The organism is Kitasatospora purpeofusca, from assembly GCF_042691725.1.
GTDB classification, from domain to species: Bacteria; Actinomycetota; Actinomycetes; order Streptomycetales; family Streptomycetaceae; genus Kitasatospora; species Kitasatospora purpeofusca_B.
In genome coordinates this window covers 2,567,359-2,589,868 of sequence record NZ_CP170483.1, presented here as the reverse complement: position 1 = coordinate 2,589,868, position 22,510 = coordinate 2,567,359, and the positions used below count along the sequence as shown (strand labels likewise).

General features: G+C 73.7%; 21 protein-coding genes. 7 read left to right on the top strand and 14 right to left on the bottom strand.

The genetic code is table 11. The features are described from left to right. Positions 1–315: 315 nt before the first annotated feature. Positions 316–774: an RICIN domain-containing protein gene (locus ACFCLZ_RS10640; RefSeq protein WP_380284600.1), complete on the top strand. Its 459-nt coding sequence runs from the start codon at positions 316–318 to the stop codon at positions 772–774. A 143-nt stretch (positions 775–917) separates the two neighbouring features. Here ACFCLZ_RS10640 and ACFCLZ_RS10635 read toward each other — a convergent pair whose 3' ends face one another. The 4 genes from ACFCLZ_RS10635 to ACFCLZ_RS10620 form a co-directional block, all read right to left on the bottom strand. After that, positions 918–1,433, bottom strand: coding sequence for a DUF6879 family protein (locus ACFCLZ_RS10635; protein ID WP_380284599.1), 516 nt, complete (start codon positions 1,431–1,433; stop codon positions 918–920). A 117-nt stretch (positions 1,434–1,550) separates the two neighbouring features. After that, the gene (locus tag ACFCLZ_RS10630; RefSeq protein WP_380284597.1) at positions 1,551–1,751 is read right to left on the bottom strand and encodes a DUF397 domain-containing protein; all 201 of its coding nucleotides are present in this window, start codon (positions 1,749–1,751) and stop codon (positions 1,551–1,553) included. 68 nt (positions 1,752–1,819) lie between these two features. Further along, complete coding sequence (locus tag ACFCLZ_RS10625) at positions 1,820–2,029, bottom strand: DUF397 domain-containing protein (protein ID WP_380284595.1); 210 nt, start codon at positions 2,027–2,029, stop codon at positions 1,820–1,822. Further along, the gene (locus ACFCLZ_RS10620; protein WP_380284593.1) at positions 2,026–2,880 is read right to left on the bottom strand and encodes a helix-turn-helix domain-containing protein; all 855 of its coding nucleotides are present in this window, start codon (positions 2,878–2,880) and stop codon (positions 2,026–2,028) included. The genes ACFCLZ_RS10625 and ACFCLZ_RS10620 overlap by 4 nt, the downstream gene beginning before the upstream one ends. A gap of 63 nt (positions 2,881–2,943) precedes the next feature. Between ACFCLZ_RS10620 and ACFCLZ_RS10615 the strand changes: the two genes are divergently transcribed. Then, entirely contained in the window at positions 2,944–3,522 is a 579-nt protein-coding gene (locus ACFCLZ_RS10615; RefSeq protein WP_380284592.1) for an ATP-binding protein, read from the top strand. Then, a complete protein-coding gene (locus ACFCLZ_RS10610) occupies positions 3,519–3,788 on the top strand; it encodes a hypothetical protein (RefSeq protein WP_380284591.1) in 270 nt (89 codons plus the stop codon). Before ACFCLZ_RS10615 ends, ACFCLZ_RS10610 begins: the two co-directional genes overlap by 4 nt. Before the next feature lie 366 nt (positions 3,789–4,154). Here ACFCLZ_RS10610 and soxR read toward each other — a convergent pair whose 3' ends face one another. Beyond that, positions 4,155–4,658, bottom strand: coding sequence for a redox-sensitive transcriptional activator SoxR (gene soxR / locus ACFCLZ_RS10605; RefSeq protein ID WP_380284589.1), 504 nt, complete (start codon positions 4,656–4,658; stop codon positions 4,155–4,157). Between the two features lie 55 nt (positions 4,659–4,713). Between soxR and ACFCLZ_RS10600 the strand changes: the two genes are divergently transcribed. After that, a complete protein-coding gene (locus ACFCLZ_RS10600; RefSeq protein WP_380284588.1) occupies positions 4,714–5,409 on the top strand; it encodes a transketolase in 696 nt (231 codons plus the stop codon). 22 nt (positions 5,410–5,431) lie between these two features. Beyond that, positions 5,432–6,325: a transketolase family protein gene (locus ACFCLZ_RS10595; RefSeq protein WP_380284587.1), complete on the top strand. Its 894-nt coding sequence runs from the start codon at positions 5,432–5,434 to the stop codon at positions 6,323–6,325. 7 nt (positions 6,326–6,332) lie between these two features. Here ACFCLZ_RS10595 and treZ read toward each other — a convergent pair whose 3' ends face one another. From treZ to glgX, 4 genes are all read right to left on the bottom strand, one after another. Next, on the bottom strand, positions 6,333–8,051 hold the full coding sequence (treZ, locus tag ACFCLZ_RS10590; RefSeq protein WP_380284585.1) for a malto-oligosyltrehalose trehalohydrolase: 1,719 nt from the start codon (positions 8,049–8,051) through the stop codon (positions 6,333–6,335). Then, on the bottom strand, positions 8,048–10,549 hold the full coding sequence (treY, locus tag ACFCLZ_RS10585; RefSeq protein ID WP_380284584.1) for a malto-oligosyltrehalose synthase: 2,502 nt from the start codon (positions 10,547–10,549) through the stop codon (positions 8,048–8,050). Before treY ends, treZ begins: the two co-directional genes overlap by 4 nt. A 70-nt stretch (positions 10,550–10,619) precedes the next feature. Further along, positions 10,620–11,366, bottom strand: coding sequence for a hypothetical protein (locus tag ACFCLZ_RS10580; protein WP_380284583.1), 747 nt, complete (start codon positions 11,364–11,366; stop codon positions 10,620–10,622). Between the two features lie 126 nt (positions 11,367–11,492). Continuing rightward, positions 11,493–13,640: a glycogen debranching protein GlgX gene (gene glgX, locus ACFCLZ_RS10575; RefSeq protein WP_380284581.1), complete on the bottom strand. Its 2,148-nt coding sequence runs from the start codon at positions 13,638–13,640 to the stop codon at positions 11,493–11,495. Between the two features lie 454 nt (positions 13,641–14,094). Between glgX and ACFCLZ_RS10570 the strand changes: the two genes are divergently transcribed. Further along, a complete protein-coding gene (locus tag ACFCLZ_RS10570; RefSeq protein WP_380284580.1) occupies positions 14,095–15,375 on the top strand; it encodes an SAV2148 family HEPN domain-containing protein in 1,281 nt (426 codons plus the stop codon). Between the two features lie 62 nt (positions 15,376–15,437). On the opposite strand, the gene ACFCLZ_RS10565 is transcribed toward ACFCLZ_RS10570, so the two are convergent. Next, positions 15,438–15,923: a GNAT family N-acetyltransferase gene (locus tag ACFCLZ_RS10565; protein WP_380284578.1), complete on the bottom strand. Its 486-nt coding sequence runs from the start codon at positions 15,921–15,923 to the stop codon at positions 15,438–15,440. A 193-nt stretch (positions 15,924–16,116) separates the two neighbouring features. Here ACFCLZ_RS10565 and ACFCLZ_RS10560 point away from each other — a divergent pair, with 193 nt between their 5' ends. Continuing rightward, a complete protein-coding gene (locus ACFCLZ_RS10560) occupies positions 16,117–16,818 on the top strand; it encodes an exonuclease domain-containing protein (protein WP_380284577.1) in 702 nt (233 codons plus the stop codon). Here the strand turns inward: ACFCLZ_RS10560 and ACFCLZ_RS10555 are convergent. The 4 genes from ACFCLZ_RS10555 to ACFCLZ_RS10540 all read right to left on the bottom strand — a co-directional run bounded on the left by ACFCLZ_RS10555 (position 16,790) and on the right by ACFCLZ_RS10540 (position 22,088). After that, entirely contained in the window at positions 16,790–17,683 is an 894-nt protein-coding gene (locus tag ACFCLZ_RS10555; RefSeq protein ID WP_380284576.1) for a DUF3592 domain-containing protein, read from the bottom strand. The genes ACFCLZ_RS10560 and ACFCLZ_RS10555 overlap by 29 nt on opposite strands. A 32-nt stretch (positions 17,684–17,715) precedes the next feature. Further along, positions 17,716–18,597 (bottom strand): polysaccharide deacetylase family protein, encoded by an 882-nt coding sequence (locus tag ACFCLZ_RS10550; RefSeq protein ID WP_380284575.1) that lies wholly within the window; start codon positions 18,595–18,597, stop codon positions 17,716–17,718. A gap of 195 nt (positions 18,598–18,792) precedes the next feature. Further along, on the bottom strand, positions 18,793–19,686 hold the full coding sequence (locus ACFCLZ_RS10545) for a phosphotransferase enzyme family protein (RefSeq protein WP_380284574.1): 894 nt from the start codon (positions 19,684–19,686) through the stop codon (positions 18,793–18,795). A 134-nt stretch (positions 19,687–19,820) separates the two neighbouring features. Then, complete coding sequence (locus tag ACFCLZ_RS10540; protein ID WP_380286132.1) at positions 19,821–22,088, bottom strand: MMPL family transporter; 2,268 nt, start codon at positions 22,086–22,088, stop codon at positions 19,821–19,823. Positions 22,089–22,510 lie beyond the last annotated feature (422 nt).

Here is a 22,510-nt window from a genome sequence, read left to right as displayed (position 1 = left end):
TCCGGCCAAGTTGGCGGTGGGCGGCTCCCGTCCGTGGTGCGCCCGGAATGAACCTTTCCTCCGCATCTATCTGACCTTGCCATGACATCGCTCCGTCGGCGAACTCTGTCCAGCATGGATCCGGAGAATTCCGGACCGCCCGCCGGACAAAACCGGTCGGAATTATTCCATTCATGGCAAATAAATCCGGATGGTTCAATTCCAAGTGGCTGAAGCCGGACATATCCGGAGATCCGGAAACCCGCCGGAAGGGAGTCTTTGGATAAGTTCGGAGTCGACCGGTCAAGGGGCCGGTCGACATCGGGAGGAAATGCGATGAAGCTCGTCAAGCGCACCGCCGCCCTTGCCGCCGCGACGGCCGTGCTGGCCGGCGGGGCGACGTTCCTGACCGCCGGCTCGGCCAGCGCCGCCTCCGGCTACGTCACCCTCACCAACCTCGCCACCAGCCGCGTCCTGGACAGCAACGGCAACGGCGACGTCTACACCCTGGGCGCCAACGGCGGCTCCTACCAGGTCTGGTGGGCCGAGGACCTGGGCGGCAACACCTTCACCCTGAAGAACCTGGCCACCGGCCGATGCCTCGACAGCAACGGCGCCGGCAACGTCTACACCCTCGGCTGCAACGGCGGCAGCTACCAGAAGTGGGTCAAGGAGTGGGGCGGCAACGGCTGGTTCTACCGTGACCTCGCCACCGGCGGCTACCTGGACAGCAACGTCAACGGGAACGTCTACACCCTGGGCGGCAACGGCGGCAACTACCAGAAGTGGAACTGATTCCCGCAACCGCGAGGTAAAAGGCACCTGAACGACGCATGAATGCCCTCCCCGGCGCCTCAATCGCCGGGGAGGGCACCCGCATTTTCCGGCGAAGTCGGATTGCGGGCGAAGTCAGCGGCCGAGCTGATCCGGTTCGTGTGTCACCCGTGGACTTTCACGTAGGCGGCGAAGGGCACCGCGTGGGCGAGTGCCAGCCGTCGCAGCTCCCGGCATTCGGCGGCCTGGGCGTCGGCCAGTTCGCGGTTGATCTGCGTGCCGTCCGGGCGGAAGTTGAGCCGGACGACCGAGGAGTCGTCGAACATCCACCAGTCCTGGAGCGGGATGCCGTAGTCCTGCTCGGTGGCGTCCAGGACGCGGATGTCCTCGCCGGCGGCGATGTTGCCCGGGATGCCCCAGGCGAACTGGTAACGCTGGTAGTCGGTCAGCGGCTGCCGGACGACGCGGACGCGCCCGATCGTCCGGCCCGAGGAGACGAACCCGCGAACCCGTGCGTGCCACGCCGCGTTGTGATCGGCCGGCTTCGGCTCACCCCGGAGGAACCGCGCGAGGTTCTCGGCCTCGCGCGGCATGGTGTAGACGGGCTGCGCTTCGAGCCGGAACGCGTCGTGCCGGTACCCGTCGAAGTGCCGGCGCCACTGGTCACCATCCAGGAGCATGGACGGCCTCCTCCAGATCGTCGTGGGGAATCTTCACTGCCGCCTCGCGGGCTGGCCCGCCGCGAGTCCGTGGCCCTGCGCCCCGCCGGATGCTTCCGGCGGGGCGCAGGAAGGTGCTCAGGCGTGGGTGGGGAGTTCGCCGTTGTGGATGGCGGTGAGGAAGGACTGCCAGGCGGTGGTGGTGAAGGCGAGGGTGGGGCCGTGGGGGTCCTTGCTGTCGCGGACGGGGACGGTGTCGGTGAGGGTGGCGGCGATTTCGATGCAGTCACCCTGGCCGTTGCTGTAGCTGCTCTTCCGCCATGCCGTCGTGCTTTGCATGTTGGCTCCCTCGGGTTGGGTCTTGTTCCGGCGGGGCCTGTGCCGGTGCACAGGCGCTGCCGGGGTGCTCAGGCGTGGGTGGGGAGTTCGCCGTTGTGGATGGCGGTGAGGAAGGAGTGCCAGGCGGTGGTGGTGAAGGTGAGGGTGGGGCCGTGGGGGTCCTTGCTGTCGCGGACCGGGACTATGCCGGTGAGGCCGTCGGCGATTTCGATGCAGTCGCCCTCGCCGTTGCTGTATGTGCTCTTGCGCCAATCGGCACCGTAAGGGTTCTGCTTCATGCGCGATACTCCTCTGCGACCTTCTTCAACCATGAGATGGATTTCTCGGGTTGGACAGCGGAAGCCATGAGGCGGAGGAACGTGTCCTCGTGGCGTGCGACCTCGGACGGGCGCTCGGTGTAGATGCTGCTGGTCGTAGCCTCGGAGTAGGCGACGCTGCCGGGGATGTCGCTGAATGAGAGCAGCGAGAAGGAGGCTCCCATCGCGGCATGTGCACCTGCCGAGAACGGCAGCACCTGGATGGTGATGTTGGGCCGTTCATGTGCCATGGCGGCGAGGTGTTCCAACTGGGCGGCCATGGTGGGGCCATCACCGATCGGGCGCCTTATGACTGCCTCGCCGATGACTGCCCAGAACTGGGGAGGATCGCTCCGCTCAAAGATCTGTTGGCGTTCCATCCGGAAGGCGACCCGACGCTCAACGTCTTCTGCGGATTCCATCGGCTTCATCGCTCGGATGACATGCCGGGCGTAGCTCTCGGTCTGGAGCAGGCCCGGGACGAGTTCGCACTGATACGTCACGATCTTCGTTGCGTCGGACTCGAAGCCGACGTAGGCCCGGAACCAGTCCGGCAAGGCATCGCCGTAGGCGTGCCACCAGCCCTGTTGCCGGCTCTGCCTGGTGAGCTTGAGGAACTGCTTCACCTCATCGGGTGAAGTGATTCCGTAGTGGGCCAACAGCTTGGCCGCGTCGCGCTCTTGTAGTGAGACCAGGCCGCTCTCGATGCGGCTCAGTTTCGAGGCGGACCACCCCAGGGCGGCAGCCACGTCCTTCGCGCTCAGGTCGCGTAGCGAGCGCAACTTGCCAAGCTCGCCGCCGAGCCTACGCCGCAGCACGGTCGGACTGCTCACCCGTCACACTCCCTGGCTGTTCGGTTCCTTGCATAGTTTGCCACCCCTCCTGGAGCCTCAACCATGTTGGCAGAGGATGCAATTGCATGTGTGATGCGCTTGCGCGCAATCAGCTGCGAGGTGCATGCTACACCCGGTGACTCGACGATTCGTCTGAGTGATCATCGGCAGCATCACGCCTTCAACTCCCTGTGCCAGGAAGGTGAAACCGCCATGTCCTCCTGCCTCCCCTCCGCCCCCTCCCTCTCCAGCTGGCTCCCGCGTAGCAGGCGCTCGCCGGGGGAAGCGCGCCGGTTGCTCGAAAACCTGCTCGCCAATGCGCCCGGGGGCGAACGCTTCATCGAGACCGGGCAGTTGATCGTCAGCGAGCTCGTGACCAACGCCGTTCTGCACGGCACGCCGATGGGGCGACAGGTTCAGCTCGTCCTCAGCGTCGACCGCCGACGTCTCCGCATCGAGGTGCACGACGCCCGGGGTGAACGCGGGCTGGTGTTGCGGGCGGCCGGCGGGGAGGACGAGTCCGGGCGCGGGCTCGCGATCGTCAAGTTGCTGGCCCACCGGTGGGGTTGCTGCCCGCGCGAGGGTGGCGTGGGCAAGATCGTGTGGGCCGAGGTCGAGTCGCCCGTCGGACGCATCCGGTGACGCCGCCTCGGCTCGTCACCGTCGAGGTCCCCGGCGTCATGCCGCCCACGACCTACACCCTCCTCTCCAAGGCGCTGGCCGACCTCTGGGTGGCCGTCCGCTTCCAGCCCATGAGCAGGCCGGAGTGGCGCCGACTGGAATGCTGCCTCGCCGGCCCCGGCGCCGAACGCTTCGTCGCCGAACGCCTCGACGAAAGCGGCTTGTTGGAGCTCACGGCCGGGCCCCTTCAGCTGCGGCTGCGGCGGGTGGACCCCGTGCGGCGGTGACGTGGAGGCCGCCGCCGGTGTCGCTCGCACGGTAGACCTGGACGTCGTCGCGCCGGCCCTCGGCGCTGATGGTGCACCTCAGCCGGCCACGGCTCGTTGCTGTACGCGTCCACCCAGGCGCAGCGCGCGCAGCGCCTCGCGGTGGACGGCGGCGGTCACCGCGGCGGAGAGGCCGTCGGCGAGGAGGAGCGTGTCCATGGGTGGGGGTCACTCCGTGGGGGGGCCGGGGTGGGGCGGGCGCGGGGAAGCCTGGCCCGGAAGGCTCTCCCGGCCCCCACAAGGGTGGGATGTCGCCGGGGTGGGGGTTCTCGTGATGATGAGGGGACCCCCCCGGGTCCCGGCCGCCCCCGCGGTCGGGACCCTTCGTCACTCCGTGAAGTCGCCGCCCGCCGGTTCCGGGCCGGTGGCGGGGTCGCGGGTGAGCAGGTAGCGGGCGCCCGGGCCGGCGGCGCCGGCGCGGTCGGCGGCGTTGTAGAGGCCGCACCGGGTGAGCGACAGGCAGCCGCAGCCGATGCAGCCGGTGAGCTTGGCCTTCAGCCGCTCCAGTTCGGCGATCTGCTCGTCGATCCGGCTCTGCCAGGACTGCGCGACGCCGTCCCACTCCACCCCGCTCGGCGCGCGGTGCTCGGGGAGGCGGTCGAGGGCGACCTTGGCCTCGTCCAGGGACAGGCCGACCCGCTGGGCGGCCCGGACGAAGGCGATCCGGCGCAGCGTGCCGCGGGTGTAGCGGCGCTGGTTGCCGGTGGTGCGGGTGGCGTGGATCAGCCCCAGCTTCTCGTAGTACCGCAGCGCGGAGGCGGCCAGGCCGCTGCGGTCGGCGAGCTGGCCGATGGTGAGGAGGTCGTGACGGCTGGGGCTGTGGGCGCTCATGGGGGTCACTGTAGCGCTTGACTTGAAGTCGACTTCAGGTAGCAGCATCGACGGCATGACGAACCGCACCCCCCTCGGCTACGCCGAGCTGCCGGGCCTGATGGCCCTGATGACCGGCGACGAGAAGCACGGCCCGGCCGCCACCTCCACGCTGGACGCGCTGTGGGTGCTGTATGACCGGGTCCTGCGGGTGACCCCGGCCACCGCCGACGACCAGGACCGGGACCGCTTCCTGCTCTCCAAGGGCCACGGCCCGATGGCGTACTACGCCGTCCTCGCGGCCAAGGGCTTCCTCGACCCGGCGGTGCTGCCGAGCTTCGGCGCGTACGACTCGCCGCTCGGCCATCACCCGGACCGCCTGCTGATCCCCGGAGTGGAGATCAGCTCCGGCTCGCTCGGCCACGGCCTGCCGATCGGGGTCGGCACGGCGCTCGGCCTGCGCGCCCAGGGGCTCACCGACCCGGCGGTCTGGGTGCTGCTCGGGGACGCCGAGTTCGACGAGGGCTCCAATCACGAGGCGGTGGCCTTCGCCGGCGCCTACGGGCTGGAGCGGCTGCACGCCCTGGTGATCGACAACTCCTCCGCCACCCACGGCTGGCGCGGCGGCATCGCCGCGCGCTTCGCCGCCGAGGGCTGGTCGGCGCAGACGGTGGACGGCCGCGACCACGAGGCGCTGTACGCGGCGTACACCGCCGGGCACCCGGGCCGGCCGCGGGTCGTGGTGGCCCGCGTCGAGCCGAAGAACTCCTGAGCCGGAAAGGGCCCGAACACCCATGGACACCATGCGTGACCGCTTCATCGAGACCACCTCCCGCCTGCTGGACGAGGACCCGCGCCTCGCCCTCGTCCTCGCGGACATCAGCGCCGCCGGCTTCCAGTCGGCCGCCGAGCGGCACCCGGACCGGCTGATCAACGTCGGCATCCGCGAGCAGCTGCTGATCGGCGCCACCGCCGGCCTGGCCTTCACCGGCCTGCGCCCGATCGCCCATACCTTCGCCAGCTTCCTGGTCGAGCGCCCCTTCGAGCAGGTGAAGTTGGACCTCGGCCACCAGGGCGTCGGCGCGGTGCTGGTGAGCGCGGCCGGCTCCTACGACTGGCCGGCCGGCGGCCGCACCCACATGGCGCCGGGCGACGTCGCGCTGCTGGACACGCTGCCCGACTGGACGGTGCACGTGCCCGGTCACCCGGACGAGGCGGAGCGGCTGCTGCGCCACGCCGTGGCGGACGGCGACCGCAAGGTGTACGTCCGTCTCTCCGCGCACAGCAACGAGAGTGCCGTCGCCATCGAGCCGGGCCGCTTCACCGTCGTCCGGCGGGGCACCCGGGGCGCCGTGGTCGCGGTCGGCCCGATGCTGGACGCCGTGCTCGCCGCCACCGCGAACCTGGACGTCACCGTGCTGTACGCGGCCACCGTCCGGCCGTTCGACGGCGCCGCGCTGCGGGCGGCCACCGAGCGGAGCGCGGACGTGGTGCTGGTCGAGCCGTACCTGGCCGGCACCTCCGCCAACGAGGCGCACGAGGCGCTCGCCGACCGCCCGCACCGGGTGCTGGGCCTCGGCGTGCCGCGCACCGAGCACCGGCAGTACGGGTCGATCCCGGAGCACCTGGCCGCCTACGGCCTGGACGCGCACGGTCTGCGGGACCGGATCGGCGCGTTCATCGAGTGACGGGTCGTCAAGTGCGCAGTACGACCACCGAGTCGGGGTCGAGCGCGAACCGCCCCTCGGCGGCGGAGTGCCCGCCGAACGCCGCCACCACCTCCCCCTCCAGCGCCGGCGCCGCGACCGCCGTACCGAGGTTGACCGCCACCCGGTAGGGCCCCCGGTGCACCACCAGCCACCCGGCGGCCTCGTCCGCGTCGACCCGCACCGCCGCCAGGTCGGGGTCCGACAGCTCCGGGCACTCCCGCCGCAGCCGGATCAACCGCCGGTACCAGTCCAGCAGTTCGGAGTGCGGCGCGCGCCGCGGCTCGGTCCAGTCGAGGACGGAGCGCAGCAAGGTGGCCGGCTCCTGCGGGTCCGGCACCGCCTCCGCCGCCCAGCCGTGCTCGGCGAACTCCCGCCGCCGGCCCCGGCGGACGGCCTCGGCGAGGTGGGGGTCGGTGTGGTCGGTGAAGTACTGCCAGGGCGTGGCCGCGCCCCACTCCTCGCCCATGAAGAGCATCGGGGTGAACGGCGAGGTGAGCACCAGTGCGGCGCCGCAGGCGAGTCGGCCGGGGGAGAGAGCGGCGGAGATCCGGTCGCCCAGCGCCCGGTTGCCGATCTGGTCGTGGGTCTGCAGGTAGCCGAGCAGCCGGTGTCCGTGGGCGGGCGGGAACGGCCGGCCGTGGTGGCGGTCGCGGAACGAGGACCAGGTGCCGTCGTGGAAGTACCCGCGGGTCAGGGTCTTGGCGACGGCGGTGAGCGGGGCGGCGGCGAAGTCCCCGTAGTAGCCCTGGGATTCGCCGGTGAGGGCGCAGTGCAGGGCGTGGTGGAAGTCGTCGCTCCACTGGGCGGCGAGCCCCTGCCCGCCGGCCTCGCGCGGGGTGGTGGTGCGCGGGTCGTTGAGGTCGGACTCGGCGATCAGGAACAGCGGACGGTTGGTGGCCACCGCCAACCGGTCGACCTCGCGGGCGAGTTCCTCCAGGAAGTGCACGGCCCGGTCGTCGGCGAGGGCGTGCACGGCGTCCAGCCGCAGGCCGTCGATCCGGTAGTCGCGCAGCCAGGCGAGGGCGCTGCCGATCAGGTAGGCGCGCACCTCGTCCGAGCCGGGCGCGTCCAGGTTGACGGCCGTGCCCCACGGGGTGTGGTGCCGGTCGGTGAAGTACGGGCCGAACTGCGGCAGGTAGTTGCCGGCCGGGCCGAGGTGGTTGTGGACGACGTCGAGGATCACGCCGAGGCCCTTGCGGTGCGCGGCGTCGACGAAGCGCTTCAACCCCTCGGGGCCGCCGTAGGGCTCGTGCACGGCCCAGAGGGAGACGCCGTCGTACCCCCAGCCGTGCTTGCCGGGGAACGGGCAGACCGGCATCAGCTCGACGAAGTCGACGCCCAGCTCGACCAGGTGGTCCAGCCGGGCGGCCGCCGCGTCGAAGGTGCCGGCGGTGGTGAAGGTGCCGACGTGCAGCTCGTACAGGACGGCGCCGGCGAGCGGGCGGCCGTGCCATCCGGTGTGCGACCAGTGGAACGCGGCGTGGTCGACGGCGCGGCTGGGGCCGTCGGGGCCGTGCGGCTGCCGGGGCGAGCGCGGGTCGGGCAGCGGGCGGCCGCCGTCCAGCACGAAGGCGTGGTCCCCGGCGGGCGCCTCGCCGTGCCACCACCCGGCGCGGGCGTCGTCCCGCACCAGCGGGTGGCGCGTGCCGTCGACGGCCACCTCGACCCGCTCGGCGGCGTACGGCGCCCAGACCTCGTACCTCATGCCCGCCCCCTCCTGGTCAGCAGGGCCACCGGCAGGTCGGCCAGCAGGTCCTTCACCAGCACGGGGCCGGACGGGACGGGACGGCCGGTCAGTTCGTCGGTCCACCCGCCGCCGTCGGGCAGGTGCAGTTCGGTGCCGCGCCAGCCGCCCTCGCGGGCGAGCCCGTACGGCAGGCGGGTGACGGCGGTGAGGACGTCCGGTCCGCGCCCGAAGGCGAGCAGGTGGCCGGCGGCCGGGCCGACGGCGGTGAGCGGCCGGTGGGCGCCGAGCGGGCGGGTGCGGCGCAGGTGCAGGGCGGTCGTGGTGAGGTGCAGCTTCTCGCGGGCGAGGTCGCCCGCGCGGGCCACCGGCGAGTCGGTGAGCCGCACCGCCAGTGCCCCGAGGTCGACGGCGCGCCGGTTGTCCGGGTCGACCAGGGTGTACAGCGGTTCCTCGCTGCCCTGGTAGAGGTCCGGCACGCCGGGCACGGTGAGGTGCAGCAGCGCGGCGGCCAGCGTGTTGGACCGCGCGTACGGGGCGAGCGCGGCCACGTACCCCTCGATCCGGGGGAGCAGGCCGGGATTGCCGAAGACGGCGTGCACGCGGTCGGCGAGGGCGCGTTCGAAGCGGACGTTCTGGGTCGTCCAGGAGGTGTGGACCTTGGCCTCCCGGGCGGCCTTGAGCACGGCGGCGATCAGCCGTTCGGGGGTGGCCGGCCAGGCGGCGACCAGGGTCTGCCAGAGCAGCCAGTCGCTGTCGGGGTCGAAGCGGGCGGCGGGCCCGGACCCGGCCGCGGTGGACCAGGCGGCGGCCTCGGCGGCCCAGGCCTCGGGCTGCTCGGCCAGCACGGCGAGCCGGGCGCGGGCGTCGGCGCTGCGCTTGGTGTCGTGGGTGGAGAGCACCGTCATGGTGTGCGGCCAGTGCCGTTCCACGTAGTGGCACCAGGCGTGGAAGTCCTCGGGCCGCAGCCCGGGCCGGGCGGGCTCGCCGCCGACCTCGTTGAGGCTCAGCAGCGCGTTCCACCGGTAGAAGGCGGTGTCCTCGACGCCCTTGGCGGCGACCGCGGCGGCGGTCTGGGCGAAGCGGACGGCGAACTCGTCCTGCTCGGGTCCGCGGCCGAGCGCGCCCTCCGCGAGGCCGGCGACGAACCGGTCGGTGGCGTCGGTGGGTTCGCCGTCGGAGGCGAGCGCCTCGTGCAATTGCCGGGAAGAGGCCTCCGGCAGCGGCTCCCCGGGGCGCACGTACGGCCGGTACGCGGGGTAGCCGGTGAGCAGCCGGCGCAGCGCGGCGCGCAGCCGCCCCGGCGGGTGGTCGGCGTGCGCGGGCTCGGTGGCGCCGAGCCGGACGGCCAGCCGGACCAGCCGCTCCACCTCGGCGGCCAGCTCGCCCTCGGGCCCGGTCATGTCGGCCCGTCCCTGCCGGGCGGCGGCCTGCGCCGGGTGCGGGTCGGCGCAGGGTTCGCCGGCCGGGCCCGCGCCGGTGAGGAACGCCTCGTAGGCCCCGGCCAGCCGGCAGGCGCCCGCGTGGTCGGTGAGCACCCCGTCGATCCGGTGCAGCGCGTCGTACCCGGTGGTGCCGGCGCACGGCCAGTCGGCGGGCAGCCGCTCCTCACCGGTGAGGATCTTCTCGACGACCGTGTACGCGCCGCCGGTGGCCTCGGCGAGCCGCTCCAGGTAGCCGCGCGGGTCGGCGAGCCCGTCCGGGTGGTCGATCCGGAAGCCGTCCAGCACGCCCGCGCGGTGCAGCCGCAGCAGCACGCCGTGGGTGGCCTCGAACACCTCCGGGTCCTCGACCCGGACCGCGATCAGCTCGTTGACGGTGAAGAACCGCCGGTAGTTCAGCTCGGTGCGGGCCAGCCGCCACCAGGCCGGCCGGTACCACTGCCGGGCGAGCAGCTCGGGCAGCGGGAGCCGTTCGGTGCCCGGGCGCAGCGGCAGCACGTGGTCGTGGTAGCGGAGCGTGTCGCCGTCGACGACGAGCTGGTCGAGGACGGCGCCGAGCCGGTCGCCGAGCAGCGGCAGCAGCACCCGGCCGCGTTCGGGGGCGTCCGGCGGGCCGGGCAGGGCCTGCCAGTCGATGTCGAACCAGCGGGCGTACGGCGAGTCGGGGCCGTCCCGCAGGACCTGCCAGAGCGGTCGGTTGAGGTGCTCGGGGGCGGGCACGGCCATGTGGTTGGGCACCACGTCGGCGAGCAGTCGCAGGCCGTGCCGGTGCGCCTCGGCGGCCAGCGCGCGCAGGGCCGGCTCGCCGCCGAGCTGCTCGGCGATCCGGCCGTGGTCGACGGTGTCGTAGCCGTGCGCGGAGCCGGGCACGGGCTCCAGCAGCGGGGAGAGGTGCAGGTGGGAGACGCCGAGGGCGGCCAGGTAGGGGACGGCGGCGGTGGCGTCGCGCAGGGTGAAGCCGGGCTGGAGCTGGAGCCGGTAGGACGCCGTGGGGACGGAGGTGGGGACGGCGGCGGGGGCGAGGGCGGGGACGGCGGCGGCCGGGCGGGGCTGCGCGGGCTCGGCGGCGTTGGTCATGCCTCCATGCCTACCCGGCGGGGCGCGGGGGCAAGACCCGTTGCTGATCCGAACAGGTGAGCGGGGGTGCTCAGTGGCCCCGGCGACGCCACCCCCGGGGCACGGTGAAGTAGCCCGGCCGCTGCGGGCCGCCGGCCCCGGAGCGGCTCAGGCGCAGGATCAGGCCGTGCTCGGCCCGGGCGGCCTCCACCAGGCCCGCGGCGGCCGGGTCGTCCGTGTACTGGCTGAAGGAGCTGTTGAACATCGTCGTGTTCGGTTCGCGGACCGGCGGCCGGCCCGGCTCGTCCCAGGACAGGGCCGTCCCCAGGGCGTACAGCCGGGGACTGTCCCGCGGCGAGCCGTCCGGGTGGCGGCCGCCGTGCCGGTAGTACGCCAGCGCGTCGGCGACCGAGCCGGGCGGGTGCGGCCGGCGGGGGTCGTGGTGCAGCCCGGCGCCCCAGTCGGCGACCTCGGCGGCGTCGATCCGGCGCAGCAGCTCCGGGATCTCCAGCGCGGTGGCGAAGTAGGCGGTCGCGGCGAGCTGGCAGATCAGCTCCAGGCGGCGGCCGGGGTCGAGCCCGAGCCCGGGGTGGACCCGGCGGTCGTTCACCTGGGTGACGACGTGGACCACCCCGTCGACCGCGCCGAGCCGCGTGATCAGGCCCTCGACCACGGCGTGTTCGGCGGCCAGGGCGGTCTGCGCCTGCGGGGTGCGGGCGCGCGCCAGCACCCACCGGTACGGGGGCGGGCGGCGGATCGTCGCGTCGGCGATCCGGCCGGGGACGGAGAGCAGCGTCCCCAGGAAGAACTCCGTCGCGCTCGGACGATCGCCCGTCATGCCAGCCGCCCCCTCGGTCCCCGGTACTCCCCGGTGCTCCCGGGGACCACCGTGGCCCGCGCGACGGCCGGTGCGCAAGCTCCGTCGGCGAACCGGGACACGGACGTGGCTCGGGCGGGACGTGGCTCAGGCCGGACGCTGCAGCACCATCAGCGAGCGGTCGGTGAGCCAGAGGGTGTCCCCGGCCTTGACCCGGGCCCCGGAGCCCGGCGCGGGCAGCCGGGGCCGGGCGGTGTCCACCACCACCTGCCACTCCTGCCCGTGGCCGGCCGGCACGGTGAACTCCAGCGGCTCGAAGTGCGCGTTGAACATCAGCAGGAAGGAGTCGTCGACGATCCGCCCGCCGCGCCGGTCCGGCTCCGAGATGGCGTAGCCGTTGAGGAACACGGTGAGCGACTTGGCGTAGCTGGCGCCCCAGTTGCGCTTGGTCATCTCCTCCCCGGCCGGGGTGAACCAGGCGATGTCGGTGAGGTCCTCGTACTCGCCCCCGCCCCCGCCCTCCCCGACCGGCCGCCCCGGGACCGGGCGGCCGTGGAAGAAGCGCCGGCGCCGGAACACCGGGTGGTCGCGGCGCAGCCAGACCATCCGCTGGGTGAACTCCAGCAGCCGGGTCCGCGCCCCGTCGTCCTCGGGCCAGTGCACCCAGGTGAGCTCGTTGTCCTGGCAGTAGGCGTTGTTGTTGCCCTGCTGGCTGCGGCCGAACTCGTCGCCGTGGGCGAGCATCGGCACGCCCTGGGAGAGCATCAGGGTGGCGAGGAAGTTGCGCTGCTGGCGGGCCCGCAGCTCCTCGACGGCGGGGTCGTCGGTGGGGCCCTCGGCGCCGCAGTTCCAGGAGCGGTTGAAGGACTCGCCGTCCTGGTTGCCCTCGCCGTTGGCCTCGTTGTGCTTCTCGTTGTAGGAGACCAGGTCGCGCAGGGTGAAGCCGTCGTGGCAGGTGACGAAGTTGATCGAGGCGATCGGCCGGCGGCCGTCGTCCTGGTAGAGGTCGGAGGAGCCGGTGAGCCGGGAGCCGAACTCGGCGAGGGTGGCGTTCTCGCCGCGCCACAGGTCGCGCACGGTGTCCCGGTACATGCCGTTCCACTCCGTCCACAGCGGCGGGAAGTTGCCGACCTGGTAGCCGCCCTCGCCGAGGTCCCAGGGCTCGGCGATCAGCTTGGCCTGGGAGACCACCGGGTCCTGCTGGACGAGGTCGAAGAACGAGGAGAGCCGGTCCACCTCGTGGAACTGCCGGGCGAGGGTGGCGGCGAGGTCGAAGCGGAAGCCGTCCACGTGCATCTCGGTGACCCAGTAGCGCAGCGAGTCCATGATCAGCTGGAGCACGTGCGGGCTGCGCATCAGCAGGCTGTTGCCGGTGCCGGTGGTGTCCTCGTAGAACCGCTGGTCCCGGGCGAGGCGGTAGTAGGACACGTTGTCCAGGCCGCGCAGCGAGAGCGTGGGACCGAGGTGGTTGCCCTCGGCGGTGTGGTTGTAGACGACGTCGAGGATGACCTCGATGCCGGCCGCGTGCAGCGCCTTCACCATCGACTTGAACTCCTGCACCTGCTGGCCCCGGTCGCCGGTGGAGGAGAAGGAGGAGTGCGGGGCGAAGAAGCCGACGGTGTTGTAGCCCCAGTAGTTGGCCAGGCCGAGGTCACGCAGCCGGTGGTCGCGGACGAACTGGTGCACCGGCATCAGCTCGATCGCGGTGACCCCGAGCTTGGCGAGGTGCTCGATGACCGCCGGGTGGGCGACGCCCGCGTAGGTGCCGCGGATCTCCTCGGGGATCCCCGGGTGCAGCTTGGTCAGGCCCTTCACATGGGCCTCGTAGAGCACGGTGCGGTGGTAGTCGGTGCGCGGCGGGCGGTCGGTGCCCCAGTCGAAGTACGGGTTGATCACCACCGAGTGCATGGTGTGCGGGGCGGAGTCGAGGTCGTTGCGGCGCTCGGGGGCGCCGAAGTGGTAGCCGTAGACGGACTCGTCCCAGTCGATGTGCCCGCTCATCGCCTTGGCGTACGGGTCCAGCAGCAGCTTGGCGCTGTTGTGCCGCTGGCCGAGGCCCGGGTTGTACGGGCCGTGGACGCGGAAGCCGTAGCGCTGGCCCGGCTGCACGCCGGGGAGGTAGGCGTGCCGGACGAAGGCGTCGGTCTCGCGCAGCTCGACGGCCGTCTCCGAACCGTCCTCGCCGAGCAGGCAGAGCTCGATCCGGTCGGCGCTCTCCGAGAACACCGCGAAGTTGGTGCCGGCCCCGTCGTAGGTGGCGCCGAGCGGGTAGGGGGTCCCTGGCCAGACCTGCATGGTTCCTCGACTTCCTTGCGTAGAAGGAGAGTTGGCGGACAGTCCGATGGTCGGGGCCGGACCGCGGAGTGCGCCGGCCGGGAGCCGTGACGTACGGCACACGGGCGCGGCACAGTCCGCATACTCCCCGACGCTCTCCCCGAGGGCGGGGCCATTCGCGCCGTGTTCGCCCGAACGGGTGTCCCCACGGTGTCCGGGCGGCGTCTCCGGGGCGCCCCGGTTCCGCCCCGGTTCCACCCCCGGCGCCGCCGTGGTCCAACCGGCTGCGGGCGGTTCGCGGCGGGCAGTACCCTTGATCGTCCGGCCGTCCGGGGCTCGTGGCGGTCCATCAGGCGAACCGGCGGCGAACCGCCGGCGCGTCGGCGGCGCGCCGTGCGGCCGACCGGCCGGACGGCAGGACGACAGCTCCGAGCGGCCCCGGGCGGCTCCCAGCAGGAACCAGGTGAGGTGGCGCATGGTGTTCCCCGCCGGCGGTCGTGGCGGTGGGCCCGGCGGCCCCGACCGGGGCAGCGCCCGCAGCGAGGCGCCGACGGTGGTCATGCGGCCCGCCCTGACCGGCGGGCGCTCGCTGCTCCCGGCCCAGGGCGGACCGGTCGAGGTCCCCGCGCTCGCCTGGTCCGGCGCCGAGTGGGAGGACGCCTACCAGCGGGTCCGCCTCTCCGGGCGCGCCTACGTCTGGCTCAACCTGGTCGAACAGCGGCTGCGCTCGCTCGTCGACGAGGTGCTGCACCCGATCTACGCGCCCGCCCACGGCGAGGACTGGGTCACCGCCGCGGCCGGCCCGGCCGGCGAGGAGTGGGCGCACCGGGCCGGCGCCGTGCGCGAGGTCAGCCGGCGCAAGGGCTACCTGCTCGACCCGGCCGACGACGACCCGCTGGTCTTCCTCACCCTGCCGCAGCTGCGCGAGCTGATGGTCCAGCACTGGCCCTGCTTCGAGCCCTACCTGGCCGACCGCCGGGAGATCGAGCTGGCCCTCGACGAACTGGAGGTCGCCCGGCACGTCGTCTCCCGCAACCGCGTCCTCACCCCGACCGTCCTCGCCCAGACCGAACGGGCCGCCGCCCGGCTGCTCGCCCTCTTCGACGGCGGCACCGGCGCCGTGCCCGCGGACGTCGTCGAGTCGCTGGTCGCCGGCCGGTACGCGGACGTCGTCGCCGTCCACCCCGACCGGGTCCGGCTCCAGCGCGACCTGCCGGTCGAGGACCTCCTCGACGGTGCCCGGCGGCTGGACGCGCTCGGCATCGGCCTCGGCATGCTCTGCCAGAACTACACCGGCAAGCGGCTCGTCCGGCTCGCCACCGACGGCTGCCGGGTCCGGCTGCTCTTCCTCAACCCGGCCAGCAGCGCCGTCCGCCGCCGCGAGCGCGAGCTGGGCCTCGGGCGCGGAGAGCTCGGCCGCTCGATCCAGATGAACATCCTGCACGTGCGCCGGGTCCGGGCCGCGCTGCGCGACCAGGGCGGCTTCGAGATCCGGGTGTTCGACGAGACCCCGCGCTTCACCGCCTACCTGGTCGAGGGCGTGCCGTCCGGGGCCCCCGCCCCCGGCGGCCGCCGCCAGACCCGCGACCTCGGCGTCGTCCAGCCCTACCTGCGCCGCGCCCGCGGCATGGAGTCACCCGCCCTCGTCCTGCGCGGCGGGGCCGGCCAGCAGCCGGGCGGCACGGACGCCGGGCTGCTGGAGGTCTATCGCGAGGAGTTCGAGGGGGTCTGGGCCGACTCCCGGCCGGTCTCCTGAGCCCGCGGCTCCCCCGCGGGGGACGCGGCCCCTCCTCGCCCCCGGCGCCGGCCGGGGCGGCTTCACCCACCGGGGCCGACCGGCCGGCCCCCCGCCGGGCGGACCATGTGCACGTCGATCGGGTCCTGCGCCTCCACCGCGAAGCCGTGCCGCTCGTACAGCCGACGGGCGGCGCTGCCCTGCACGACCACCAGCCGGACCGCGACCCGTGCGGCGTCGGCCTCCGCGAGGACGTGCCGCAGGACGGCCGTCCCCAGGCCCCGGCCCTGGTGCGCGGGGGAGAGGTAGAAGTGCTCCAGCAGCCGCCCGCCGCGCTCGTGCGGCCGGACGGTGACGCAGCCCGCCAAGGCGCCGTCGACCTCGACGACCGAGGTGTACCGGGTGGAGAAGGTGTCACGCAGCCGCTGGCGGACGCGGTGCTCGTCGTAGCGGCCGAGCCGGACCAGGTCGGCGCGCATCACCTCGGCGCGCAACTCGGCGATCGGCTCGACATCGGCGGGCCCACCCGGACGCAGGGCCCACCCGGGGGTGCTGGTCGTGCTGGTCACCCGGGCAGTGTCCCAGCCGCCCGGGCGGCTGGGCCAGTGGTTTTCCGCCCGCCGGGCCGCCCGGGACGGAGCGGTGGCTACGGGACCGAGGGGGCCCCGGTGCGCGGGTGTCGAGCCCCCACCGGCCGGATTGTCGGAGGGGCGGGTGATGATAGGGGCTGTTTCGCAGTGGAGGACGGAAGGACACACCCCTATGAGCTGGTGGCAGCAGCCACTGGTCGGCTTCGACCTGGAGACCACGGGCACCGACCCGGCCGTGGACCGCATCGTCACGGCCGCCCTCGTGGACACCGTCGGGGCCCGCCGGCTGAGCGCCACCGGCTGGCTGCTGGATCCCGGTGTGCCGATCCCCGCCGAGGCCGCGGCGATCCACGGGATCGGCGACGACCTGGCCCGGGCCAAGGGGCGGCCGGCCAAGGAAGCGGTGGAGGAGATAGCCGCCGCGCTGTGCGAGCGGCTGGCGGCCGGGCGGCCGGTGGTCGCGTTCAACGCGCCCTTCGACCTCTCGCTGCTCGACGCCGAGCTGCGCCGGCACGGCCTGCCGGTGCTCGCCGACCGCCTCGGCGGGCCGGTCGCGCCGGTGCTCGACGCACTGGTCATCGACCGCGCCGTGGACAAGTACCGCAAGGGCTCGCGGACCCTCCAGCGGGTCTGCGAGGTGTACGGCGTCGAACTGACCGACGCCCACGAGGCCGGCAGCGACGCCCTGGCCGCCGTCCGGGTCGCCGTCGCCCTCGCCGAGCGCTACCCCGACCGGGTCGGCGACGTCCCGGTGGCCGAGCTCCACGCCCGCCAGGTCGAGTGGTTCCGGGCCTGGGCCGAGGACCTCCAGTCCTGGCTGCGCCGCGGCAAGGACCCGGAGGCCGTCATAGACCCCCGCTGGCCCCTGCGCTGAGCCCGGTCCCCAGCAGGCGGGCCTTGGCGGCGGTGAACTCGGCGGTGTCGAGGGCGCCGTCGCGGTGGAGGGCGGCGAGGCGTTCCAGGGCGGCGACCACTTCCAGGGCGGCGACCGGGGCAGGGGCAGGGGCGTCCGGGAGGGCTTCGGCGATGAGGGAGGCGTGGACGTTGTCCGGGTCGGCGGGGTCGTAGCGGACCTCGGCGGGGGCGCCCCGGCGCGGGGCGTCGTAGGCGGGGAAGGCGTCGGTGACGGTGGTCGTGCGGCGCTCGCCGTCGGCGGTGGTGAACTCGACGGTGATCCGCAGTTCCGGGCAGTCGTTGTAGGTGTTCCCGGTGTGGGCGAGGGCGGTGGTCCGGCCGGGGACGGTGATGCCGTACTGCTCCAGGCGGTCCTGCCGGTCGGCGCTGCGCCGGGTCTCCAGCCGGAAGGCGCGCCAGCGGCGGGCGCCGTACCGGTCGAGGACGGCGGTGAGCAGGGCGAGCGGGAGGACGGGGACGAGCAGCCAGGGGTGGAAGGAGCCGTTGGCGAGGGCCGCGCCGATCAGGCCGAGCGCGAGGCAGCCCAGCAGGACGCCCCGGTCGGAGGTGGCCGAGGGCTCGGTGGTGGGGGCGTCGCCGTGCGCGGTGGTGGCGGTGGCGACCAGGCACAGCAGCCAGAGCAGGATCCCGCCGGCCAGGTACCCGGCGGTGCCGAGGCCGTTGCACTGCCGCTCGACGCCGCAGGCGTCGGTGCCGTAGGCGCGGACGAAGCCGGTGGCGGTGAGCCGGCCGGCCGTCGCGGTGAACGCGGAGATGACGACGAGTCCGATGATCCGACCGCTGTTCAGGCGCGGTCCGAGGGCGGTGGGTTGATCGGTGGCCATGGGGCGGAGTGTAGGGGGTCGGGCCGACAGGTTCAGTGGGCGGGGAAGTCGAAACGGTAGCCCTGGGCGGCCAGCCAGGGGAGCAGCTGGCGCAGCGCGGCGACGGTCTGTGTACGGTCCCCGCCCCCGTCGTGCAGGAGCACGACGCCGCCGGGCTTGAGCTGGGCCTGGACGGCGGAGACGATCGCCGCCGTGCCCGGGCGGGACCAGTCGCGCGGGTCGACCGACCAGCCCAGGGGGCGCAGGCCGTGGTCGGCGGCGATCGTCTGGTTGTCGGGGGTGAACGCGCCGCCCGGGGCGCGGAACCAGCTGACCTCGGTGCCAGGGCCGCCGGCCTGGACGATCATTCGCTGGGCGTCGGCGATCTCGTGGACGGCCCGGTCGTGGGGGAGCGCGGCGAAGGGCTGCGGGTGGTCCACGGTGTGGTCGCAGAGCCGGTGGCCGGCGGCGAGGACCCGCTTCACGGCGGCCGGGTTGGCGGCGGCCTGCTTGCCGATCATGCAGAAGGTGGCCTTGGCGCCGTACTGGGCGAGCAGGTCCAGCACCTGGCCGGTGGCGGGGCCGGGGCCGTCGTCGAAGGTGAGCGCGATCGTCCGGCCGCCGGAGGCGGTGGCGTGGACGACCGAGGTGGGGACGCCGGTGGTGGGGGAGAGGGCCGGCGGCGGGGCGGGGGTGGGGGAGACCGCGGTGGGCGTGGGCGTCGGAGTGGCCGTGGCCGTGGGGGACGCCGAGGTCGGGGAGGACGCCGACGCGGAGGCGGTCGTGCTCGGCTCGGGCCGGAGTGCGCCGTTCGCGGTGCCGCAGGCGGTCAGGGCCAGTGCGGCGAGCAGCGCCGCGCAGCCCGCCGCCGTCCGGCGAAGGCCGCGCCGGACGGCGGGGGCGGGGCGCTGCGGTGCGGCGGCGGGCTCGGGCATGGCGGCGGCTCCTGAGGGGCAGAGGCGGTGCCGATCCTCGGTCGGGATAGTCAGGATGACTGTCCGACAAGACGTCTTTCATACCGCCGTCGGTTCCCGTTCCGGCCTCCGACACCCCCTCCGACCGGCGCTTTCCGGCCACCCGCGCCGGTCGGAACGGCGCCCCGCGCCGGTCGGAACGGCGACCCGTGCCGGTCAGAACGGGTACCAGCGCACCTCCGCGGCGCCCGTCCGCAGCGAGTCCACCCGCCGCCGGAACTCGGCCAGCGCCGCCGGGTTGCCCGGTGCCTGCTGGGCGACCCAGGAGGCGCTGGCCGTCTCCCGGGCGCCGCGCAGCACCGCGAAGCCGGGCCACTCGCGCACGTCCCAGCCGTACGCCTCGGTGAACGCCCGGTACTCCTCGCCCGGCACGCCGTACCGGTCGTGGCTGAGCGCGAGCACCACCAGGTCGTGCTCGCGCAGGTCGTTGGCGACGAACTCCAGGTCGAGCAGGACGGGCCCGTCCGGGCCGATGTGGACGTTGCGCGGCAGCGCGTCGCCGTGGATTACCCCGGTCGGCAGGTGCGGGACGAGCGCGGCCGCCTCGGCGGTGAAGTCGTCCCGGCGCCGGCGCAGGAAGTCGACGTCGGCCGGATCGACGTGGCCCTCGGCGGAGGCGAGCCAGCGCTCGACGGGCGCCAGCAGGTCGCGCCGGCCGAGCGCGAACGGCGGGGCGGGCAGCCGGTGCAGGGCGTGCAGCAGCGGGGCGAGGTCGACCGGGCGGGCGGGCCGCTCGGCGGGCGCCAGCCGGTGCCAGAACGTGACGGGGTGGCCGTGGGCGAGCTGCGGTTCGACGGGCACCGCGTCGTACGGGCGGACCACCGGGACGCCGTGGCCGGCCAGCCAGTCGGCGACGGCGAGCTCGCGGCGGGCGCGCTCGTGCAGTTCCGGGCCGCGGCCGACCTTGGCGACCACGGCCGGGTCGCCGAGGTCGAAGACGGCGTTCTCGCCGAGGGCGATCAGCCGGGCGTCGGCGGGGCCGGGCAGGCCGGCCGACTCGCAGGCGTGGGCGAGCAGCAGCCGGGCCCGTTCCTCGTCGAAGGGAAGCATGGGGGTGTCCGTTTCCATGGATGACAGCGGGGTGTGGGTGGGCGATCATTCTGGCAAACGGGTGCCGGGCCCCGCGTCACGCGGGGCCCGGCGCTGTCCGGAGTCCGTGGGTCCGAGGACCGCCGGGGGAAGGGTCAGACCTCGATCCGGCGGTGCCGGGCCTGGTGCGGCTGCGGCTCCTGCGCGGCCTGCGGGGGGACCGGCGGGGCCTGGACGCCGGCGCCGCTGCCGAGCGGCGGGACGCTCTCGCCGTGCGAGAGGTCGGGCAGCCAGCCGAGCCAGCGCGGCAGGTACCAGTTGTGCTCGCCGAGCAGGGTCATCACCGCGGGCAGCAGCACCGCGCGGATGATCGTCGCGTCGATCAGCACGGCGACCGCGAGGCCGACGCCCATCTGCTTCATGGCCTGCATGGACAGGGTGCCGAAGACCGCGAACACCGCCACCATGATCACCGCGGCGCTGGTGACCACCCCGGCCGTGGAGCGGATGCCGTGGGCGATCGCGGCCCGGGTCGGCAGCCCCCGGTCGCGGCCCTCCTTGATCCGGGAGACCACGAAGACGTGGTAGTCCATCGAGAGGCCGAAGAGGATCACGAAGAGGAACAGCGGCACCCAGGACTCCACCGCGCCGACACCCTCGGTGCCGAGCAGCGCGGCGCCCACGCCGTGCTGGAAGACCAGCGTCAGCACCCCGTACGCGGCGCCGACCGACAGCAGGTTGAGCACCACGGCCGTGCCGGCGACGGCCAGCGAGCGGAACGAGGTGAGCATCAGGAGGAAGGCGAAGGCCACCACGAAGCCGAAGACCAGCGGCATCGAGCCGGTCATCTTGGCGTTGAAGTCGTACGAGCCGGCGGTGCGGCCGGTGACCGGGGCCTCGGTGCCGGGGACGGCGAGCACGGTGGCCGGCACCAGTTGCTCGCGCAGGGTCTTCAGCGCGGTGTTGCTGACCTTGTCGTTGCCGGTGCCGTTGAGCGGGATGTCGACGGTGGCGACGTTCTGCTGCGGGTGGACGGTGACGTCGACCGGTCCGTGCATCTGCCCGCTGGCCAGGGCGCGGGCCTTGAGGTCGGCGATCGCGGCGGTCATCGCCGGGGAGTCGATGTCGGCGGCCTTGATCACCACGGAGGCGGGCGCCGGGCTGCCGGGGAAGGCGGCCTCGATCTTCTGCGAGACGGCGACCAGCTCGTTGCCCTTGGGCAGCTGCTGCTGGAAGGTCAGGTTGGCGGTGTGCATGGTGAGCAGCGGGGCGGACAGGCCGATCAGCACGGCCCCGGCGAGCACGGTGGCGGCCAGCGGGCGGCGCAGCACCGGGGTCAGCACGGCGTTCCAGAACCGGCCGCCGGTGGTCGCGGCGTCGGCGCGGCGGAGCTTGCCGAGGAACGGCACCCGGCCCTTGCCGACCTTGTCGCCGAGCATCGAGAGCAGGGCGGGCAGCACGGTGAGCGAGCCGAGCACGGCGGTGACGACGACCACGATGGTGGCGTACGCCATGGACTTGAACTCGGCGATGCCGGTGAGGAACATGCCGGCCATGGCGATCACCACGGTGATGCCGGAGACCAGGACGGCCCGGCCGCTGGTGGCGGCGGCGATCCGCAGGGAGGTCTCCAGGTCGCGCCCGGCGGCCCGCTCCTCGCGTTCGCGGCGCAGGTAGAAGAGGCAGTAGTCGACGCCGACGGCGAGACCGACCAGCAGCATCACCGAGCTGGCGCTGTTGCTGGTGTGCAGCAGGCCGCTGCTGAGCGCGACCAGGCCGCCGGCCGCGATGAAGGCGGTGAGCGCGAGCACGACCGGCAGCACGGCGGCGACCAGCGCGCCGAAGGCGACCAGCAGGATGCCGAGGGCGAGCGGGACGGCCGTCCACTCGGCGCGGGCGAAGTCGTCGGCGAACTGTTCGTCCATCCACTTGCCGGAGCTGGCGTCGCCGAGTTCGACCACGGTGAGGTCGGGGTGCTGCTTCTGGACGGCGGCGACGGCGTCGACCACGGCGGTGACGTTCTTCACCGCCTCCTCGCGCTCGCCCTTCACGGTGAGCTGGACGAGGGCGGAGTGGCCGTCGGCGGAGACCGCCTTGGTGTCGTAGGGGGAGCGGACGTCGGTGGCCTTGCCGGTGCCGTCGACCGCGGCGACGACCTGCTCGACGGCGGTCCGGAAGGCGGGGGCGTCGGTGGTCAGGCCGCTGCTCTGGACCAGCACGGTCTCGGTGGACGGGGGCTTGAGTCCGGCCTGGTCGAGGATCTCGGCGGCCCGGGAGACCTGGCCGGGCATGGCTTCGGCGTCGGCGACCTTGGTGCTGCCGTGCATGCCGCCGAGGACGGCGGCGAGCACGACGAAGAGCAGCCAGCCGAAGACGGCGGTCTTTCTGTGCCGGGCGCTCCACGCGCCCATGGCGGCGGCCATGCCGAGCTTGGTCTTCACGGGTTCCCCCTGGGAGTGCGGCCGGCGCCGGGATCGGTGGCGGGCGCGGGCCGGGCCTACGGCGGTGGTCGGCCGCCGGGATGTCGGGCGCCGGGGTGCGGTCCGGCGTTGCCAATGACACTAGGGAAGCCGCAGGTGACGGGGTATCCGGCTGGCGGGGGAGTTCGCCCTGTGGTCTTCCTCGGGGGCGGGGTGGGGTTTTCCCTACCCGGCAACCCTGATATCTCCTCCCAGGGTTCGGGGCGCTAGCTCCACCCTGAGGGGGAGCTGAATCCACCCGAAGCACGAGGTCCGGGGGGTCGGACGGGGGCGAAGATGGTTCGGGGCCGCTTCGCGGCGTCCCCGAGGGGGCGGCCTGCGGCAACGGGGTCGTGGGGAAAACTGCTTGCCGGTCGGCAAGCAAG

Excerpts from the sequence above, each read along its gene's own strand:
- ACFCLZ_RS10640 (WP_380284600.1), top strand. The coding sequence starts at position 316 with ATGAAGCTCGTCAAGCGCACCGCCGCCCTTGCCGCCGCGACGGCCGTG.
- ACFCLZ_RS10635 (WP_380284599.1), bottom strand. The coding sequence starts at position 1,433 with ATGCTCCTGGATGGTGACCAGTGGCGCCGGCACTTCGACGGGTACCGG.
- ACFCLZ_RS10630 (WP_380284597.1), bottom strand. The coding sequence starts at position 1,751 with ATGCAAAGCACGACGGCATGGCGGAAGAGCAGCTACAGCAACGGCCAG.
- ACFCLZ_RS10625 (WP_380284595.1), bottom strand. The coding sequence starts at position 2,029 with ATGAAGCAGAACCCTTACGGTGCCGATTGGCGCAAGAGCACATACAGC.
- ACFCLZ_RS10615 (WP_380284592.1), top strand. The coding sequence starts at position 2,944 with ATGTTGGCAGAGGATGCAATTGCATGTGTGATGCGCTTGCGCGCAATC.
- soxR (WP_380284589.1), bottom strand. The coding sequence starts at position 4,658 with ATGAGCGCCCACAGCCCCAGCCGTCACGACCTCCTCACCATCGGCCAG.
- ACFCLZ_RS10600 (WP_380284588.1), top strand. The coding sequence starts at position 4,714 with ATGACGAACCGCACCCCCCTCGGCTACGCCGAGCTGCCGGGCCTGATG.
- ACFCLZ_RS10595 (WP_380284587.1), top strand. The coding sequence starts at position 5,432 with ATGGACACCATGCGTGACCGCTTCATCGAGACCACCTCCCGCCTGCTG.
- treZ (WP_380284585.1), bottom strand. The coding sequence starts at position 8,051 with ATGAGGTACGAGGTCTGGGCGCCGTACGCCGCCGAGCGGGTCGAGGTG.
- treY (WP_380284584.1), bottom strand. The coding sequence starts at position 10,549 with ATGACCAACGCCGCCGAGCCCGCGCAGCCCCGCCCGGCCGCCGCCGTC.
- ACFCLZ_RS10580 (WP_380284583.1), bottom strand. The coding sequence starts at position 11,366 with ATGACGGGCGATCGTCCGAGCGCGACGGAGTTCTTCCTGGGGACGCTG.
- glgX (WP_380284581.1), bottom strand. The coding sequence starts at position 13,640 with ATGCAGGTCTGGCCAGGGACCCCCTACCCGCTCGGCGCCACCTACGAC.
- ACFCLZ_RS10570 (WP_380284580.1), top strand. The coding sequence starts at position 14,095 with ATGGTGTTCCCCGCCGGCGGTCGTGGCGGTGGGCCCGGCGGCCCCGAC.
- ACFCLZ_RS10560 (WP_380284577.1), top strand. The coding sequence starts at position 16,117 with ATGAGCTGGTGGCAGCAGCCACTGGTCGGCTTCGACCTGGAGACCACG.
- ACFCLZ_RS10555 (WP_380284576.1), bottom strand. The coding sequence starts at position 17,683 with ATGGCCACCGATCAACCCACCGCCCTCGGACCGCGCCTGAACAGCGGT.
- ACFCLZ_RS10550 (WP_380284575.1), bottom strand. The coding sequence starts at position 18,597 with ATGCCCGAGCCCGCCGCCGCACCGCAGCGCCCCGCCCCCGCCGTCCGG.
- ACFCLZ_RS10545 (WP_380284574.1), bottom strand. The coding sequence starts at position 19,686 with ATGCTTCCCTTCGACGAGGAACGGGCCCGGCTGCTGCTCGCCCACGCC.
- ACFCLZ_RS10540 (WP_380286132.1), bottom strand. The coding sequence starts at position 22,088 with ATGGCCGCCGCCATGGGCGCGTGGAGCGCCCGGCACAGAAAGACCGCC.